Consider the following 18417-nt stretch of genomic DNA (forward strand, 5'->3'; position numbering starts at 1 on the left):
TTCAAAATAAGTCAGCAAACTGACAATTAAAAATTAAATAAAAACGCTAATTGCACCTATCCCAATAATTGGCGGGATGTTTATATCCAAACATTTTAAATCTCCATGCGTTATTTCGCGCCAAAATTTTGATTTATATCTAAATCGTACAACTATATTTTAGCATTCCATAAAAATAAAGTCAAAAAAAGAGAGGCTATTTCGCCTCTCACATTATTTTTCGTTATCGTGTTTGAAATCTTCAGGACTCCAGAGTTCTGAAAGAAGTTCATCACTTGATTTTTCATTTGTAACGATATTGAATTTTTTGTAGTCGTCTAAAATATCTTTTAAAGTTTTTTCAGTCATATTGTTTGAACATTGCCAATCGTATGATTCCATCATTCTAACAGCTTGATCAAAGTCGCCGCTTGCCCAATTGTTGTCAAATAAAACTTGAGTTGCTTCTTTAACATTGTGTGCAATATAATCTGAAACTTCGAAAAGTGCAGCTGTCATTTTCTTTGCTGTGATAGGATTTTGTTCATTGAAGTCTTTATTGAATGCATATATACAACATGTTTCTTTTTTGAAGTCGTCATCCCATGTCAAACTTCTGATAACAGCAAGTGTACCATCGTTCATGAATTTTTCAGCAAATTGGTCGGAAAGAATTACAGAGTCGATTTCGCCATTTTGAAGAGCAAGAATTGATGCTGATGATTCAACCGGCTTCCAAACGATTTCGTTAGGGTCAATTCCATCGTGGTTCATAAATCTAATTGCGATATTGTGGTCAGAGTTACCGATTCCGTTAGGAAGACCAACACTTTTTCCAACTAAATCTTTTGTGCTTTTGATAGGTCCGTCTTTAAGAACATAAAGAGATTTACAACCTGTTTGAACACCTTTTTTGAACACCATGTTTATACCATTTGTTGCAGGAACAACCATTGCTGAAATGTGGTTTGTAACCATGTCAACTTTACCTGTTCCAACAGCATCTACTGTTCCGACTGTTCCGTCCATCTTTACAAGTTCAACGTCAAGTCCTTGTTTTTTGAACATTCCAAGTGCGTCTGCAATTCCAGGAGCTCCTGTGCAAAGACCGCCGTTGTATCCGATTTTAACCGGTTTACCGTATGCAGGTTCTTTCTTCCAAGCTTCTTCTTCCGAAACTTCTGAATTTGCTTCTGTAGTATCTTTATTTTCTTCTGTCGTGTCTTTATTTTCTTCTGTTTGTGTTTCTGTAGTGGTGCTATCTTTCTTTTCTTCATTTACTGTTGTCTTACAAGCTGTAAATAACATTAAACTTGCAAGAACAACTGCTAAAATTGCTGTTAATCTTTTCATTAATACCTAAAGCCTTTCTTATTTCATTTCGTGTTTAAAATCTTCTTCGTGCCATACTTCTCCTAAGAGTTCATCTGTAGATTTGTCTGAAGTAATAACGCCGAATTGTTTGTAGTCATCCAAAATACTTCTTAAAGCTGTGCTTGTCATTTCGTTTGTAACTTGCCAGTTGTATGATTTCATCATTCTTACAGCTTGGTCGAAGTCTCCGCTTGCCCAGTTGTTGTCGAAGAGAGTTTGTGTTGCTTCTTCAATATTGTTTTGGATATAATCTGAAACTTTGAAGAGAACTTTTGTAATCTTCTTTGCTGTGATAGGATTTTCTTTTGCAAATGTCTTGTTGAATGCATATATGCAGCATGGTTCAAGTTTGAAATCGTCATCGTATGTGAGTGAACGAATCATTTTGATTTTTCCTTCATTTACAAATTTTTCTGCAAATTGGTCGGAAAGAACAACTGCTTGGATTTCGCCATTTTCAAGAGCCAAAATTGAAGCACTTCCTTCTACAGGTAAGAACTTAACATCTTTTGGATCGATATCATCGTGATTTAAAAATCTTAGAGCGATATTGTGGTCTGAGTTACCGATTCCGTCAGGAAGTCCGATAGCTTTTCCCTTTAAGTCAGCTGTAGAATTGATTTCACCCTTATCTAGAACATAAAGAGATTTACATCCTGTTTGTGCAGCAGCTTTAAATTCCATATCTACGCCGTTTACAGCCGGAACAAGTAATGTTGCAATGTGGTCACATGTAAGATCTACTTTTCCTGTTCCGATAGCGTCAACTTTTGATTGAACGTTAACAACTTCTGTGTCGATTCCTTCTTCTTTAAACATTCCAAGTGCTGATGCAAGTCCAGGGCCACCTGTACAAAGTCCACCGTTGTATCCGATTTTAATAGCCTTGCCGTATGCAGGTTCTTTCTTCCATGCTTCTTCTTCAGAATCTGCATCTGTTGGAGCTGCATCTGTTGATGTTTCTTCTGTCTTGTCGGTTGTTTCAACCGGAGCTTTGTCGTCTTTTTTGTCATTATTTACTGTTGTCTTACATGCTGTAAACATGAAAAGGCAAGCCATAATAACGGCAATAACTTTAATTAATTTGTTCATTTAAATTACCCTCCTTGTGACCCATATTTAATAGGTCCATAATTAATTTTCTGTATTCTAGAAATTCGTCAGAAATTCTATTTCTAAAGCCTTCTTCGAGATCTATTTTAATATCTTTTAGAACTCTGCCGGGCCTTGGAGCCATAACTATAATTCTTGTGGACATATAAATTGCTTCGTCCACATCGTGAGTTACCATAATCATTGTGTTTCTCTTTTGGAGCCACAAACTTATTAATTCGTCCTGTATATTCATTCTTGTAAAAGCATCGAGTGCACCGAGCGGTTCATCCAAAAGAAATACCGCCGGTTCGTTGATCATTGTCCTTATAAGTGAAACTCTTTGAGCCATACCTCCGGACAATTGATTCGGATAACTATCCTTAAATTCTGAAAGTCCAATCATTTCAAGAAGTTTATCAACCCTGTGGAGTTCTTCTTTTTTATTTTGAACTTTGAGCCCGAAAGCAACATTCTCTCCAACTGTAAGCCACGGAAAAAGTGTTGGTGCTTGGAAAACCATTCCTCTCTTTGCGGAAGTTCCTTCTATTAATTCTCCGTTAAGAGTAAGAGTTCCACTTGTCGGTGGAATAAGTCCTGCGATAAGTCTTAAAATTGTAGATTTTCCACAACCTGAAGCCCCTACAATACATACAAACTCACCATCATTTATCGTGAGATTTATATCTTGAAGTGCGTGTGTGATGCCTTCAGCATCCGCTCTCGCAAACGATTTTGAAACGTGGTTTAACTTAAGCTCAGTCTTTAATCCTCCTGCCATTTTAGAACTCCTTTCTTAATCTTTGTGAGTATCCAGTTTACAATAATAAATGTGATACAAATTATTATTATTGCGGCGTACATCTTAGGGAATTCAGCCCATGATTTTTGCCATGTAATATACCAGCCGAGTCCTGATTCAACCCCTAGCATTTCAGCTACCAAAAGTGCCGTACATGCACTGCTCATACCTTGTGTCATTCCTTGTAAAATACTTGGAAGTGCACTTGGAATAGCAATTTTTGTTATTAATTGATTGCCTTTTGCTCCAAGAGTTCTTGCCGCAAGAAAATATTCTCTATTTACATTTGTTATCCCCGTTATGGTTGCAATTGTTACAGAGAACCATACACCGAGTGCAATGATAAATACAGCTCCTTTAAAGAGTGAACTCATAAGAACCATTACAAGCGGAAGCCATGTTGTGCTTGGAATAGGTCCCAAAAGTTTTATAAAAGGCATTACCCAATAGCTGACTTTTTTACTATATCCACATAAAATTCCCGTTATGATTCCAAGAACTACTCCAATGAAATATCCGGTGAATAAAAGTATAAGCGAATTCTTAACACAATCAATCAAATAAGCTCTGTCTTGAATTGCAGCGTTCATAATCTTGTCAACCCATGGGAAATACGGCATCATAAGTTTTCCACTTTTTAAAGTGAGCAAATCGTAGCCCATCAAAAGGAAAAACACAAATGTGTAGAATGGTGCCTTTTTTCTGTAGTAGTAAAATGTTTTCCTGTGAAACAAAGACACAATAGCTCCGACAAGACATGCTGCTCCCAAAACCATAATAAATCCACCATAAACATGTGTGTTTGTATTTGCAGAGTAATTCGGCATGTAATAGTATTCGGCCAAATGGATCAATGCCATAAGAACCGGAAGAAACATAATAACTCTGTCAAGAATTCTTTGCGCTTTTGTTTTCGGTTTTTCTTCCATTGCCATCAACTCATCTTTGTTTTTGACAATATATTTGGTTTTTTCACCAGAATTATATTCCATTATTACCTCCATAATATATTTATAATTACATATCATTCAAAAATATAATTATCATAAACTCTTTATATGCCTAACAGCATTAAAGTCTTTATGAAATTAAAAAGTGAATCAAAATTCACTTTTAATCATTTTGTCTTAATAAAAGCCCAAGTTCATCTTTGTTCATTTTCTTTATTGAACTAAGAGTTGAAATCGGTCCCATGAGTGTTGCAATAACAAGAACCGCCAAAAATATAACTGCAAGCACTACAAAATTCGGCGCCAAAAATGGCATTTTAAAGCTTTGTGAAAACCATCTTCCAAAGAGTATAGAAATTACAAATCCAAGTGTCGCCCCTGAAATAGCGCCGATAAAGTTTATAATTAAAACTTCATATAAGATTATATTCGAGAGTATCTTTTTTGTCGCTCCCAAAATTCTCATCGTAGCAAGTTCGCGTTTTCTTTCTTTTATAGTTATTGAATAAACCAGCGATAAAACTATAAATGTCAATATCCACACAAGTGCAATTAAAATATACACATAATTTATCATGTCGAGTGCGGAGTTACTAACTTCATTCATCATCGATTTCGAAAGAAGAGGAAAAACGCCGTCTTTCAAGCATTCTCTTCTGATTGCATTTTGCACATCAGTCGGTTCAACACCTTTTTTTATCTTAATCATAATAGACGAAATCATATTATCGTCATATTTGTCTTCGATTTCAAGGATTTTTTCGTATTCCTTCGCAAGTCTTCTTGCTTCGTCAAAATTTAAAAATACAGTATTGTCAAAACCCATTCCGGTCTTTTGAAGACGGCCCTTGATTTTAAACTCCTGATCAAAAAATTTCACATGCGAATTTACATCTCCGACTACATTGTTTCCAACTACAACTTCTCCTTTTTCAAGAGGCAATTTCATTTGTTCTTGAAGCCACGGAGTTACAACGAAATCCGTTTCGGCGTCAAACCCGATTATTTGAATCGGAAATGAACAACATCCTGCTGAAAGAGTTGCAAGAAATAGTTGCGGTATAACTTCTTGAACTCCGTCTATACCTTCAATCTTTTTAACGATGGACTTATCCATGAAAAAAGTATTAGGTTCACCTCTTAAAATTGCACCTTCAACTTTTGTATCATAACCTTCAGGAACCACAATTATATCCGCTCCCATTCTGTCTGCAAGGGAGTTCATTCCATTTTTAAGAGAATAGATTAAAAAACTAGATAGAAAAAGAACGAGAGCTAGAACAGCTGTCAAAATTACAAGCGAAACACTTCTGCCGGACTTATTATTTATATTTAAAATCGCAATCTTTTTAGTTGTCAGCATTGTGAGTCACCTCTTTTAATTTTCCATCGCTCATCTCGAGAAGTCTCGAGCCATATTTCAAAAGGTCGTCATCGTGCGTAACAATTATAATTGTCGTGCCATCATCGTTTATTTTCTTGAGCATCTCCATAATTTCAAAAGAAGTTGCCGAATCCAAGTCGCTTGTCGGTTCGTCTGCAAGAAGAATTTTAGGCTCATTCATAAGTGCTCTTGCAATCAAAACTCTTTTTACTTCCCCTCCGGAAAGATTTCTAGGGAACTCATCCTTAAGATGTAAAATTCCACACATATCAAGAAGTTCTTCCGCTCTTTTTATACCGTCACCTTCTCTTTTCATAAAAAAGTGTGGCAAACGAACATTGTCAATAACATTCAAAGTCGAAAGCGTTCCCAATGATTGCGGAACATATCCGACAAATTCATTTCTATAATGACTTTTTTCATCATCTGTCATTTCAGAAATTTTTCTTTCTAAAACTCTTACATCGCCTTTTGTAGGATCCTGAATTGCCGATAAAATGGTTAGGAGCGTTGACTTTCCACTTCCGCTTTTCCCAACTATGTTTATAAAATCACCTGAATTTACGGAAAAATTCACATCATTTAAAGCTGTGAAATCCCTTCCGCCTCTTTCAAAGATTTTATAGACATTATTCACATCTACAAGAAGCATCTCTTCTCCTATTTAAAATCATTGCTGCAAGACCCAATAATGTGTAAATGCCTGCAAAAATATAAACAGTAGGCATTGTTTTTGCTTGACACATCATTTCTTTATTCATGCATCCGCCAATTAGATATGCAGGTAATAGTAGTGTATAAATGCCAACGATGAATGATGAAAATCCGAATGCAAATTTAACACTTGAAGAACATACATAAAAATATGCACATCCTAAAATTGCCATCATAACGCCTGAGCCCATGACTGCACGACCCATCCAGTGACATTTCATAAACATTCCATTTTCCATCGGTCCGCAAGTCGGAGCAATAATACATGGTGTTAATGCCACAAGAATTCCTAAGGCGATAAATATTACGCCAATAATCTTATCTCTTTTCATAAAGTCCTCCAAAAAAGATTTTAAAAAAGCTTTTAACTTTTTCTTAATCTAAATTCTTTATAACCTAAGTATTTTATAACACTTTTAGGTTGTAGTCAACACGAATTTCTTAGTTATAGAAAATTCAAATACCAAATAAAAATGAATAGGTTATTGCTATATTTACATTACAATAAATTAACGTTTTTATCAAAAAAATACCCCCACAACTTAATGAGGGTATTCTTTATTAATTTTCTTCTAAGTTTTTTGCAATATCCACTTCTTTTTCTGAAGCTTCAATCTTTTCATCAGGTGCAACGTGTCTATTAAATATTTCCATAAACTCGTCTCCTGTAATAGTTTCTTTTTCAATCAAGTGTTTTGCAATATCATGTAGTGCATCTTCATTATTCTTCAAAATATCCACAGCTTTTTTATGTGCGGATTTTATTAGTTCAAGAACTGCTTCATCTGCTTCTTTGTGAGTGCCTTCACTAACAATTACTTGCGATCCACCACCCAAATATCTGTTTCCATCTTGAACAAGAGTTGCCATTCCAAATTTTTCCGTCATACCATATCTCATTACAATGGCATTCGCAATATTTGTAATTTTTTCTATATCGTTTGAAGCACCTGTCGTTTGTGTGTTAAATATAACCTCTTCAGCAGCACGTCCTCCCGAAAGAGTTACCATTTGATTATATAGTTCTTCCTTACTCATCAGGAATTTTTCCTCTTTGTCAATTTGAAGAGTATAACCAAGTGCCCCGCTTGTTCTAGGGATAATAGTAATCTTTGCAACAGGTGCGGAATGTGTTTGACTTGCAGCAACGAGTGCATGTCCAACTTCGTGATATGCAATGATTTTCTTTTCTTCCGGCGATATAACCATCGATTTTCTTTCGTATCCGGCTATAACTACTTCTACACTTTCAACGATATCCCTTTGAGTTACTTCAGTTCTACCTTCTCTTACAGCTCTAAGGGCAGCTTCATTTATCATATTTGCCAAATCAGCACCGCTTGCTCCTGCCGTCGCAAGTCCAACTTGTTCAAAGTTTATATTGTCTTCGTGTCTTACATTTCTAATATGAACCTTTAAAATGTCGATTCTTCCTTTTAAATCAGGAAGTTCAACCGGAATTCTTCTATCGAAACGTCCCGGTCTTAGAAGTGCTGGATCAAGAATCTCAGGTCTGTTGGTTGCCACCAAAATTACAACACCCTTTTTACCGTCAAATCCATCCATCTCAGCAAGAAGTTGGTTTAACGTTTGTTCTCTTTCGTCGTTTCCACCAAGTTGTGAATCTCTTCTTTTCCCAATGGTATCAATTTCATCTATAAAAACAATACAAGGAGCTTTTTCATTTGCTTGTTTAAACAAATCTCTCACACGACTTGCACCCATTCCTACAAACATTTCAACAAATTCTGAGCCTGAAATCGAGAAAAATGGAACATGTGCCTCTCCTGCAACAGCTTGTGCAAGAAGAGTTTTACCTGTTCCCGGAGGCCCAACAAGAAGTGCCCCCTTTGGAAGCTTAGCTCCAATTCTTGCATATTTTATCGGATTATGAAGAAAACTAACAATTTCGCTAAGTGCCTCTTTCGCTTCTTCTTGGCCCGCAACATCTTTAAATGTTTTTCCCGTATTGGCTTCTACATAGACCTTAGCATTGCTCTTCCCAAAACTCATCGGTCCGACACCGCCCATACTCTTTGCTAAAGAACGTGAAAGAATTCTTCCTCCAACGACAATAATGATTATTGGTAAAAACCAACTTAAAGCGGTAGCAAATAAACCAGGCTCTTCTTGAATCTTTGAGCCAAATTCAATATTTTTTTCACGAAGAAGTTTTGTAAGCCCCGGATCATCCCAAGGTCCCGTTTTATATATAACCTCTTTTCCATTTTCTTCAGCTACAAACAACCATTGATTTGATTGTTTTTCAACTTTTTTAACAACTCCACTGTCTATTTTTTTAAGCATGTCAGAATATCCGACTTCTGTTACACTTTGTTTAAGTAAATATGGATATAAGAATAAATTTACGAAAAGCAGTATTGCAAGAACAATACCGTAATATATAAATATAGAATATGATTTTTTTGGTTTCTTCATCCTCATCTTCCTTTCTTGATAATATAATCTATTTATACCCCGTAGCCTTAAAATCTAACCAATTTTGACTTACAATTAGAACTCCCTGGCAAATAAAAAACGGGGTTTCCCCCGTCATTATTAACCTGCAAATGCAAGTGTTCCTTTTTGTTTTGTGTCAAAACCTCTGTATTGATAAACTTGACCTTGATAGAACATGTAAACTTTTCCGGTGTATTTATCTACAAGGAAATCCCAAACAACTGGAATTACATAATATCTGTCATTTTCATTCTTGACGCTGAAGCCTTGTTTAATTTTCCATCTCATTTCATCTTCAGGTGCATTTCCTTGGGTTTCACCTTCCTTCGGTTCTGTCCATTTTTTGCCGAAGTTTGTCTTGTATGCCTTTTTAAGTTCTTTAGTCAAAATCTTTACAGCTTCATCTTTTGTAAGAGGTGTCGATTTTTCAGGATATTTCCAGACAAAAATTTGTTGGAAATTAGGAATCAATGGTGCAACTTCACTCGAATCATCTCCGAGAACATATTTTACATTGAAACCGAAATATTCAAAAAATTGTTTCAAAGGAACATATACAATCTTGCCTTCTCTTACAGGAAGAACGTCTAAAAATTCAGGTTTATCATTTAGTTCAGCGGATTGATCATTAAGTCTGAATGTGATTTTAGTCTCTTTGTTTTTAATTGTAAATTCATCTCCGTTTTGCGGATTTACTTTGACTTCTCCACCGATAATATCACTTAAAACATCAACCGGTAACATTGAAGAACCTTCAACTATTTCAATATTAGAACTCTTTATAATATTTCCATTTGCAACAAGAAACATTCTAGGTGGATTCCCAAGTGCTATCTTGTCATTTTGACCAAATTGAATATATTTTTCTTCGTCAGTGGAAATATCCACTCCATCAATATTTGTTTCAGCGATTCTTGCTGATGACTTTGGTCTGAATACTACAAATAAAACTATTATAAGTAGAACAGCGAGGACCAAATAAACTTCTTTTCTCAATCTTATTCTCATGTTATCCTCCTTTTACAATTTAAGACTTTAGTTATTTATATTATACCCAATCATATAAAATAATAACTCAAATTGCTATTCCTTTGATTTTTTTGTATCTAAATTTGGATCGATATCTATAAGTGTGATTTTAACTTTCTTAATTCTTCTGTCCTCAACTTCAAGAATCTTTATATTGGCATTTTCGAATTCGATTTCAGAAATTCTATTTGTATTCGGAATATATCCAAGCTTGTTTATAATAAATCCGGAAATTGTATCATAGTCCATATCCTCAGGGAAATGAGTTCCAAGCATATCATTTATATCTTTTATTGATGTGCTTCCTTGAACGACCGCTTCATTTGTTGTGAGTGCATATACGTCAGGTTCGTCGTTGTCGAACTCGTCGTCAATATCGCCCATAATTTCTTCGGTCAAGTCTTCCATTGTAACTATACCGCTGAAACCGCCGTATTCATCCATAAGTAATGAAAGATGTCTTTGTTCTCTTTGCATTTCCTGAAAAAGCATGTGGATATTCTTTCTTTCAGGAACAAAATATGCCGGTTTTATAAGCTTCTTAATGTCCAGATTTTTGATACCTTCTTTGTAAACAACTTTAAAAATGTCTTTAAGATAAATCACGCCGACAATATTATCAATATCATCATCATATACCGGAATTCTCGAATATCTATATTCCGCAAGTTCATCCATATATTCTTCCGGCTTTTTGTTTATATCTACCATAAAAACTTCAGTTCTCGGTGTCATAATTTCTTCTGCGACTCTCGAGTTAAATCCCATAACTCCATCTATCATTTCTTTTTCTGCGGAGTTTAAAATGCCTTGCTCTTCCCCAAGTTCCACCATAGACGTAATTTGATCGATTGTTACAACCGGTTTTAAATCAGGAAGTTTAAATATTTCTATAATTGTGTTTTTTAGCCACTTTTCAGTTTTGTAAATTGGCATTATAATTAGCACAAAAAGATATATAACAAATTTTAAAGAGTTTACATTTTTATCCGGCTTTATGCTTCCAAACCTATCCGGAAAATCTACTGTCAAAATATCATAAATCAACAATGAAACGAGAACTATTAAAGTTACAACTACAACAGAGAGGCTATTTTCTAAATCAAGATTTTTGTAAATTGTTTGAGCCAAAATCAATAGTACAAATACAAATGATAATTTGACTAGATTATAAAATAAATCTAAACTCAGAATCATGTCTTCTTTTCTTTCGGCAAAATCCATATCTTCATCTCTGCCAGGATTAAATTCGGCACACATAACCGATGTTCTTATAAATCTTATAAAAAATGAAAATATTATATTTATTAAAAAAAATACCACAAACCTTATACACGAGTCAGTGTCCATTAAGCATTGTTCTCCTTCTTATAGTCTTCGATTAAAATTTTCAAAATTCTTTCCGCCGCAAATCCATCACCATACGGATTTTTTGCGTGGCTCATGTTTTTGTACATAGTTCCCTTTTCCATGAGCTCTTCAATATTTCTTCTTATCTTGTCATATTCCGTTCCAACCAATTTGCAAGTACCGGCTTCAATTCCTTCCGGTCTTTCTGTTTCTTCTCTTATAACAAGAACAGGTTTTCCAAAGCCAGGTGCTTCTTCTTGAAGCCCGCCGCTGTCTGTAACAACAAATGAAACTTTGCTCAAAAGGTGAACCATATCATGATATGAAAGTGGTTCTATTAATTCAACATTTTTCAAGTCAGCAAAATATTTTTTTGCATATTCCCTGATCTTCGGTGTAAAGTGCATCGGGAAAATAAGTTTTACATCTTTGTCCTTTATCGCATCCTTAACAGCACCGAAAATATCATCCAAGTGATTTTGATTTTCCCTTCTGTGACAAGTAAGAAGAATAATCTCTTCGTCTTTCAAATTATTTAACTCATCATATGAGAATGTGTATTGATCTTTTTTTGAAAGTCTTAAAGTGTCAATGACAGTATTTCCCGTAACAAAAACGCTTTCTTTTTTAACGCCTTCTCTTATAAGATTTTCCATAGAAAGAGTTGTCGGTGCAAAATTCAAGGACGCAAGTGAGCTGACCATCTTTCTGTTAGCTTCTTCAGGAAATGGGCTCATGATATTGTTTGAGCGCAGCCCTGCTTCGATATGTCCGACTTTTATGCCATTGTAAAATGCCCATAAAGCTCCTGCAAATACAGTTGTTGTGTCCCCTTGAACAAGACAATAGTCATAGTCCTTGCTTTCGAGGCTCTCAAGTGCATTTAGTGCATGAGCCGTTATATGAGAAAGACTTTGACCGGATTCAAAAATTCTTAAATTTGTAAAATTTTTAATATCCAAATCTTCTATCATCATGTCGAGAAGTTCTCTGTGTTGACCGGTAAAGACTACACTCAAATCAAAATTTTCGTCTTCACGCATCGCTTTTATTATCGGATAGCATTTTATTATCTCAGGTCTGGTCCCGATAATTAATACAACCTTTATCAAATTATTCCCCCTCATTGATTTTATCTTCATTATTTTTACCGTCTTTTCTAAAAAGACCGAATATAGTAGCCAAAACAACTATCATTATTATTGTGAGTGCACTTAAAACCATGCCGAAAGCAGGTGGAACTTTAGAAATCAACAGTCCCATAAGCGAACAAGTTATGGAGAGTCCATACATTATTAAAACCGCTTGTTTTACAGTATATCCGCTTTGGACAAGTCTATGATGGAGATGTCCTTTATCTGCCATCATAATTTTCTTACCATTAATCGCACGTCTAAATATTGCAAAAAGTGTATCAAAAACAGGTAATGCAAGTATCAAAACAGGCACAATCAAAGTCATTGTCGTGACTGATTTCATGACGCCCTCTACCGAAAGGCATGCTAAAATAAATCCTATAGATAATGCTCCTGTATCACCCATAAATATTTTTGCCGGATTAAAATTGTATGGCAAAAATCCGAGTGTGCTTCCTGCAATTGCAAGAGAAAGAGTCGGAACAAATCCGATTTTTTCACTTGAAAAATAAAAGGTAAGCGCACTTATTGTCGAAAGTCCCGCACAGAGCCCGTCCATGCCGTCAATAAAATTTAGTGCATTTGAAACACCCACAATCCAAATTACCGACAAAATAGGTCCAACAATTCCAAGACTTATTGTATCTTGCGGTCTAAAAGGATTTGTTATATGGGTAATCTTTACTCCTGCCGCAACAACTATAATCGCAGCTGTTATTTGAAGTATAAGTTTTACTTTCGGCTTTATGTCTATCTTATCATCAACCATTCCTGTAACAACGAGAATTGCACTTCCAATTAAAATAGCAATTAGCTTTGGGGAAAGGTCCACAAATAAAAGAATTGTTACTAAAAACGCGATGAAGATGCCGAGCCCTCCAATGGTCGCAACAGCATCTTTATGCATCCTTCTATTATCTTTCGGAATATCTATGAATCCATATTTTTTTGAAATATAAATATTAATAGGTGTGAGTGCAAAACTTATGCAAAACGCCACCATAAAAATATAAAAAACGTTCATTACTTAGTACCGAAAAGTCTATCTCCTGCATCTCCGAGTCCAGGTATAATATACTTGTTGTCGTTCAACTTTTCATCAACCGAACATACATAGATATCTACATCCGGGTGAACTCTATGGAATTCTTCAATTCCTTCCGGAGCGCCGATGATGTTCGCAACTTTAATATTTGTTACACCCATATTTTTGAGTTCTGTAACTGCATCAATTGCACTTCCGCCGGTTGCAATCATCGGGTCGATAACAATTACTTGACGATTTGTAATATCTTCTGGCATTTTACAGTAATAGCTTACCGGCTTAAATGTCTTAGGGTCTCTGTAGAGTCCAATGTGTCCAACTTTTGCAGCAGGAATAAGATTTAAAAATCCATCGACCATGCCCAGTCCTGCTCTTAAAATTGGTACAATTGCGACTTTCTTCCCCGAAATTGATTTTACATGAGCTTTTCCCATCGGTGTTTCAATTTCAACTTCTTCAAGTGGAAAGTCCTTTGTAAGTTCATAACCCATAAGCATTGCAATTTCAGTTACAAGTTCTCTGAATTCCTTTGCACCTGTGTCTTTTCTTCTTAAAATCCCCAACTTATGTTGAATTAAAGGGTGATTACAAATAATAGTTTGTCCCATTTTATTCTTCCTCCATCTTACTAATTTTATCTAATCTTTTTTGGTGTCTTTCACCTTGAAATTCTGCATTTAAAAATGATTTTACAATCTTTATCGCAAGTTCTTCGCCAAGCACACGACCACCCAACGCAATCATATTTGCATTGTTGTGCTCTTTTGCCATTTGTGCTGAAAAACAATCCGAAAGAAGTGCACATCGTATTCCCTTGACTTTATTTGCAGCAATCGATATCCCGATTCCCGTTCCGCAGAAAAGAATACCCAAATCGACATCCTTGTTCACTACAGCATCTGCAGTCTTTTTCGCATAGTCCGGATAGTCTACTCTTTCGCCTTCAAATGAACCGTAGTCAAATAGTTCGTACCCTTCTTCTTTTGACAAGGCTTCCATAATTTTCAATTTCAAATCATATCCGCCGTGGTCACTACCAAATCCAATCTTCATTTTTATCCTCCAAAATTCTATGTTTTGAGCTCTTCATCATTCTTTCAAAAAGTGCAAGCCCAATTCTATCCTTTTTAAATGCTTGAACAATGATTATATCGCCGTCCATTTTATCAGCATCTCTGAGCGCATGAAAGTACCTGTGACTTGCCTCTTCTGGCTTTTCATAATCCCCGATAACTATGCTGTTGTCCCTTTTTCTGTTTTGCTCCGAAAGAATATAAATTCCGTTTAAATTAAGCTTATCCAAATATTCATCAGTGTCTTTTGGTTCAATGTCCATCAAAACAGTCGGTTTACTTGCCATATAGTGGCCGTACTTTTGTCCCGGACTAAGCGGCTTGTCTTTGGTTTTCATGTCTATCAGACAATCCCCAACCTCTTTTGCAATTTCTTCCCTCGTGATCTTTCCCGGGCGAAGAATAATCGGTGGATAACTTGTACAAAGAACAACTGTACTTTCAAGCCCGATTTCCGTATCATCGCCTTTTATAATTGGAACATCCTTTTTGCTAAGATCATAATAAACATCGTCAAAAGTTGTAGGTGACGGTCTTCCCGAAATATTTGCACTCGGTGCCGCAATAGGAACTCCACATGCATCAATGAAGTCGCGTGCAAGCTTTAAGCTTGGCATTCTTATTGCAACCGTATCAAGCCCCGCTGTAACAGCTTTCGGGACAGATTCATTGGCAAGTACAATCATGCTTAAAGGACCCGGCCAAAATTTTTCCATCATAACTTTCACATAAGATGGATAACTTTTTGCAATTTTGTCGAAATCATCCTTGTGTGCAATGTGAAGAATGAGCGGATTGTCGCCCGGTCTTCCCTTTGCTTCAAAAATTTTCTTTACGGCCTCGGAATCAAATCCGTTTGCTCCCAAACCATAAACCGTCTCGGTCGGAAAAGCAACAATATTTCCTGATTTTATAATCTCAGCCGCTCTTTTTATTCCCTCTTCATTTGGTTCTATTACTTCACTCATTAGAAACTCACTTCATCCAACTTTCTTAAATTATTGTCATTTATAATTTTTATAAGTTTACCCGGATAACCTGAATCAGTTGCATACCCGGCCCTTCTTATTGCGTATGCTCCTCTTATATAATCAAACATTACATCTCTAAATATTTGATATCTCTCTTTTGTAAGAAGCAATTTTTTATGGTCGTTCCAACTTTCGTTTACGCTGTTGTATGCTCTGAAATAATCGTCAATTCTGTATAAAACACCGTTATATTCTTCCCAAGTATTTGAGATTATTGAGCCTGCTGAGCCCTTGCCCTTAATACCAAAAAGATTTCTCGAGATTCTTCCTGTGTATTTATCAACCGGAACATATTGTCCCCATCCTGTTTCAAGTATAGCTTGTGCCATTTGAATTGATGCGGCCATGCCCGTTTTCTTCATCGCTTCAACTGCAAGCGGCGAGAATTCTTCGATAAATTTATTCTTAGGCACAATAGGTGCCGGTCCAAAAATCTTTTCATTGTGAATTTTTACGCTCACAACATCACTTTTAAGTGTTCCTTTGTTCGTTTCTATTTCAGCGTAAATCTTGTATGTTCCGCTCTTTCTATTTGCAGGGGAGAACTTTGTCTTTCCGCCTATAATACCTGTGACAGTAAAACTTTGTGGACCGTTAAAAATATACTTGACACTTTTGGCTTCGAGATTTGAATCGTATGAAAGCTGAGTATCTCCTGTAATAACAGCATTAGGCCCTACTCCTTGAAGAAGAAGTCTTCTTCCTCCTTTAATAGTGACATTAACCTTGTCGCTCGATAAAATTTCTCCACTTGGAAGAGTTACTTCCGATCTCAAATAATAGCTGCCGTTCAAATCTTCCGAAGGATTAAAAATAAATTCTCCGTACGGCTTTTCTTTTAAAAGTGTTTCGCCTACAGCATTTCCAAGATAATATCTAGTCGATGTGACGTCAAAATTTCTATTTACATTCAGCTTAACTGTCTTATTTATAACTTCGTTTTGTTTCACTCCCGTAAGAGCAAATCTTCTCGATGTTTGAATTTCAAAATTTACCGGATTTGAAATATAATTATTTCCATCGATGTCGATTGCATTTATTGTAACTTGAACATTTCTCGATTCTCCACCCGGCACTTCAAATTGCCATGGTGCAAACGGATCTTTGTTTTCATATTTCTTTGCATTGCCCGTATTGTTGTCAAGAACTGTATAACTCAAAGAAACCGGAATAAAATTCATCTTCGGCATAAGTTCAGCTTTTTCATTAACTACTGCACCTTCCGTCACACCTTCCAATGAAACTTCCGGAACCAGCTTTGTGCTCACTTTCTTTCCGCGTCCTGTGACAATGTTTCCATTTTTATCATAACTTGCAATCAAAATAATGCTGAAATCTTTTGCCTTTATAGGAGTGTATGAAATACTTAAATTTGTTGACTTACCGTTTATAATCCCCTTCTTTGTAATCGGGTCTACAATAAACAAATTCGATTTTACAATTCTCGATGCAATATTTTTTCCAGGGATTATTGTATAATTTTGAATTGTTCTTGCAACATCTTCGAGTCCTTGAATTTGATATGAATCGTCAGGGTTCGGTGTACCATTTTCAATTGTTACAGTATTTGTAGGAAAATCGTAGCTGACAGCCATATTGAAACTTTCCGCAATAACTCTTACCGGCACATATGTTCTGTCATTTATAAGTTGAGCCGGCACATCAGATAAAATATACTCCCCGTTTGGAAGCTCTATCAAACGGCTTCCTATTTGAAGTGTCATCTTTCCCGACACATCGCTTATAACAACTTCCTTTGAATAATCTATATAATTTACCTCCTTGTTTAATGCTTCAGAAATAAATCTTATCGGCACAAGGATTCTATCATCTTTATTTACAGACTGTGCCACATCTGTTATATCATTTCCATTAACAATAATCTTCGTCTTTGGACGAGCATATATTTTTGTAATGGATAGAAAAACAATTCCAAATATAAGTAAAAATTTTGATACTCTCTTCATACTATTCCTCCATCTTTTAATTATATTCCACTAATCTACATTATATATTAAAGGTGCGATTTTTTCAAGATTTTCATTTTATGATATAATAATGTAATATAAACAAATGCTTGAAATATAAATAAAACATGATATAATATAGATATTAATTTAGGTGGTGAGAAAAACGGAATTATTAAAACAAAAAATATTAACAGAAGGAAAAGTTGAAGAAGGCGGAGTTTTAAGAGTCGACAGCTTCTTAAATCACAGATTGGACATAGAGTTTTTAAACGAAGTAGGTCTTTATTTTAGAGACAAATTCAGAGGTCTCGGCATAAATAAAATTCTCACAATCGAAAGTTCCGGAATTGCAATAGCAACAATTACCGCTCAATATCTTCACGTTCCTGTAGTGTTTGCAAAGAAAAACGTTCATATAAATTTGCCGGATGAAGTTTATATTGAAGACGTTCACAGCTTCACTCAAAAGAAGAACAACAAACTTGTCGTTGCGAAAAAATACTTAAATAAGGATGATAAAATTCTTATTGTCGACGACTTCCTCGCAAAAGGGAATGCTTTAAAGGCACTTTTAAGCATGGTCCAAAAAGCGGGCGGAACTGTCGAAGGCATCGGCATCGTAATCGAAAAAACTTATCAAGGTGGCGGCGATGAAATAAGAAAACAAGGATACAATCTTTTATCGCTCGCAAAAATCAAATCAATGGAAAACGGCACAGTTCAATTTGCCGACTAAAAAATCATGGAGATGTCCATGATTTTTGGCTCTTTGTCAACAATGGGGGAGGCTTGCATAAAAACAAGTCTCTCTTTCATTTAAAAATACACATTATCAGTAAAACATAACTACTAAAAATAACTCTGTTCAATTTCTCGGATTTTTTGCATGGCAAACAAAACCCTAGGGGTTTTCGCCGCCGCTGTTACATATTCTTTTCTATTTACACATCAAAAATATTCTATTCCTAAAACTATCGAAGTTTCTAAAGCCGTAGCTTATTCTTTTTAATGTTTTTATTTTTGTATGT

The 18417-nt window shown here is 35.5% G+C and carries 18 protein-coding genes; 1 reads left to right on the plus strand and 17 read right to left on the minus strand.

Annotated features, from left to right (window positions below):
• Positions 1 to 213 precede the first annotated feature (213 nt).
• From C7381_RS03750 to C7381_RS03825, 16 genes are all read right to left on the minus strand, one after another.
• A complete protein-coding gene (locus C7381_RS03750) occupies positions 214 to 1332 on the minus strand; it encodes an ABC transporter substrate-binding protein (RefSeq protein WP_116479942.1) in 1119 nt (372 codons plus the stop codon).
• 18 nt (positions 1333 to 1350) lie between these two features.
• Positions 1351 to 2445, minus strand: a complete 1095-nt coding sequence (locus C7381_RS03755) for an ABC transporter substrate-binding protein (protein ID WP_245893719.1) — start codon at positions 2443 to 2445, stop codon at positions 1351 to 1353.
• Positions 2429 to 3226 (minus strand): ABC transporter ATP-binding protein, encoded by a 798-nt coding sequence (locus C7381_RS03760; RefSeq protein WP_034546426.1) that lies wholly within the window; start codon positions 3224 to 3226, stop codon positions 2429 to 2431. The genes C7381_RS03755 and C7381_RS03760 overlap by 17 nt, the downstream gene beginning before the upstream one ends.
• Complete coding sequence (locus C7381_RS03765) at positions 3211 to 4239, minus strand: ABC transporter permease (RefSeq protein WP_116479943.1); 1029 nt, start codon at positions 4237 to 4239, stop codon at positions 3211 to 3213. The genes C7381_RS03760 and C7381_RS03765 overlap by 16 nt, the downstream gene beginning before the upstream one ends.
• 121 nt (positions 4240 to 4360) lie before the next feature.
• The gene (locus C7381_RS03770) at positions 4361 to 5560 is read right to left on the minus strand and encodes an ABC transporter permease (RefSeq protein ID WP_116479944.1); all 1200 of its coding nucleotides are present in this window, start codon (positions 5558 to 5560) and stop codon (positions 4361 to 4363) included.
• Positions 5547 to 6233, minus strand: a complete 687-nt coding sequence (locus tag C7381_RS03775; RefSeq protein WP_116479945.1) for an ABC transporter ATP-binding protein — start codon at positions 6231 to 6233, stop codon at positions 5547 to 5549. Before C7381_RS03775 ends, C7381_RS03770 begins: the two co-directional genes overlap by 14 nt.
• Positions 6211 to 6627, minus strand: a complete 417-nt coding sequence (locus C7381_RS03780) for a DUF4418 family protein (protein WP_116479946.1) — start codon at positions 6625 to 6627, stop codon at positions 6211 to 6213. The genes C7381_RS03775 and C7381_RS03780 overlap by 23 nt, the downstream gene beginning before the upstream one ends.
• 229 nt (positions 6628 to 6856) lie before the next feature.
• Positions 6857 to 8740, minus strand: a complete 1884-nt coding sequence (ftsH, locus tag C7381_RS03785) for an ATP-dependent zinc metalloprotease FtsH (protein ID WP_116479947.1) — start codon at positions 8738 to 8740, stop codon at positions 6857 to 6859.
• A 114-nt stretch (positions 8741 to 8854) separates the two neighbouring features.
• The gene (locus C7381_RS03790) at positions 8855 to 9763 is read right to left on the minus strand and encodes a copper amine oxidase N-terminal domain-containing protein (RefSeq protein WP_116479948.1); all 909 of its coding nucleotides are present in this window, start codon (positions 9761 to 9763) and stop codon (positions 8855 to 8857) included.
• Positions 9764 to 9838: 75 nt separating this feature from the next.
• Positions 9839 to 11044, minus strand: coding sequence for a hemolysin family protein (locus tag C7381_RS03795; RefSeq protein ID WP_165803583.1), 1206 nt, complete (start codon positions 11042 to 11044; stop codon positions 9839 to 9841).
• Between the two features lie 89 nt (positions 11045 to 11133).
• A complete protein-coding gene (wecB, locus tag C7381_RS03800) occupies positions 11134 to 12246 on the minus strand; it encodes a non-hydrolyzing UDP-N-acetylglucosamine 2-epimerase (protein WP_342748620.1) in 1113 nt (370 codons plus the stop codon).
• 1 nt (position 12247) lies between these two features.
• Entirely contained in the window at positions 12248 to 13294 is a 1047-nt protein-coding gene (locus tag C7381_RS03805) for a glycosyltransferase family 4 protein (RefSeq protein ID WP_034546416.1), read from the minus strand.
• A complete protein-coding gene (upp, locus tag C7381_RS03810; RefSeq protein ID WP_034546415.1) occupies positions 13294 to 13923 on the minus strand; it encodes a uracil phosphoribosyltransferase in 630 nt (209 codons plus the stop codon). The genes C7381_RS03805 and upp overlap by 1 nt, the downstream gene beginning before the upstream one ends.
• 1 nt (position 13924) lies before the next feature.
• Positions 13925 to 14368 (minus strand): ribose 5-phosphate isomerase B, encoded by a 444-nt coding sequence (gene rpiB / locus C7381_RS03815; RefSeq protein WP_034546414.1) that lies wholly within the window; start codon positions 14366 to 14368, stop codon positions 13925 to 13927.
• Positions 14349 to 15356, minus strand: coding sequence for an L-threonylcarbamoyladenylate synthase (locus tag C7381_RS03820; protein WP_034546413.1), 1008 nt, complete (start codon positions 15354 to 15356; stop codon positions 14349 to 14351). Before C7381_RS03820 ends, rpiB begins: the two co-directional genes overlap by 20 nt.
• The gene (locus tag C7381_RS03825) at positions 15356 to 17386 is read right to left on the minus strand and encodes a glucosaminidase domain-containing protein (protein WP_116479950.1); all 2031 of its coding nucleotides are present in this window, start codon (positions 17384 to 17386) and stop codon (positions 15356 to 15358) included. The genes C7381_RS03820 and C7381_RS03825 overlap by 1 nt, the downstream gene beginning before the upstream one ends.
• A gap of 154 nt (positions 17387 to 17540) precedes the next feature.
• On the opposite strand from C7381_RS03825, the gene C7381_RS03830 reads away from it, so the two are divergent.
• Entirely contained in the window at positions 17541 to 18125 is a 585-nt protein-coding gene (locus tag C7381_RS03830) for a xanthine phosphoribosyltransferase (protein ID WP_412616390.1), read from the plus strand.
• Positions 18126 to 18326: 201 nt separating this feature from the next.
• Here C7381_RS03830 and C7381_RS08840 read toward each other — a convergent pair whose 3' ends face one another.
• Complete coding sequence (locus C7381_RS08840) at positions 18327 to 18407, minus strand: hypothetical protein (RefSeq protein WP_425433148.1); 81 nt, start codon at positions 18405 to 18407, stop codon at positions 18327 to 18329.
• Between the last annotated feature and the right edge of the window lie 10 nt (positions 18408 to 18417).

This window comes from Ezakiella coagulans, assembly GCF_003096635.1.
Lineage (GTDB): Bacteria > Bacillota > Clostridia > Tissierellales > Peptoniphilaceae > Ezakiella > Ezakiella coagulans.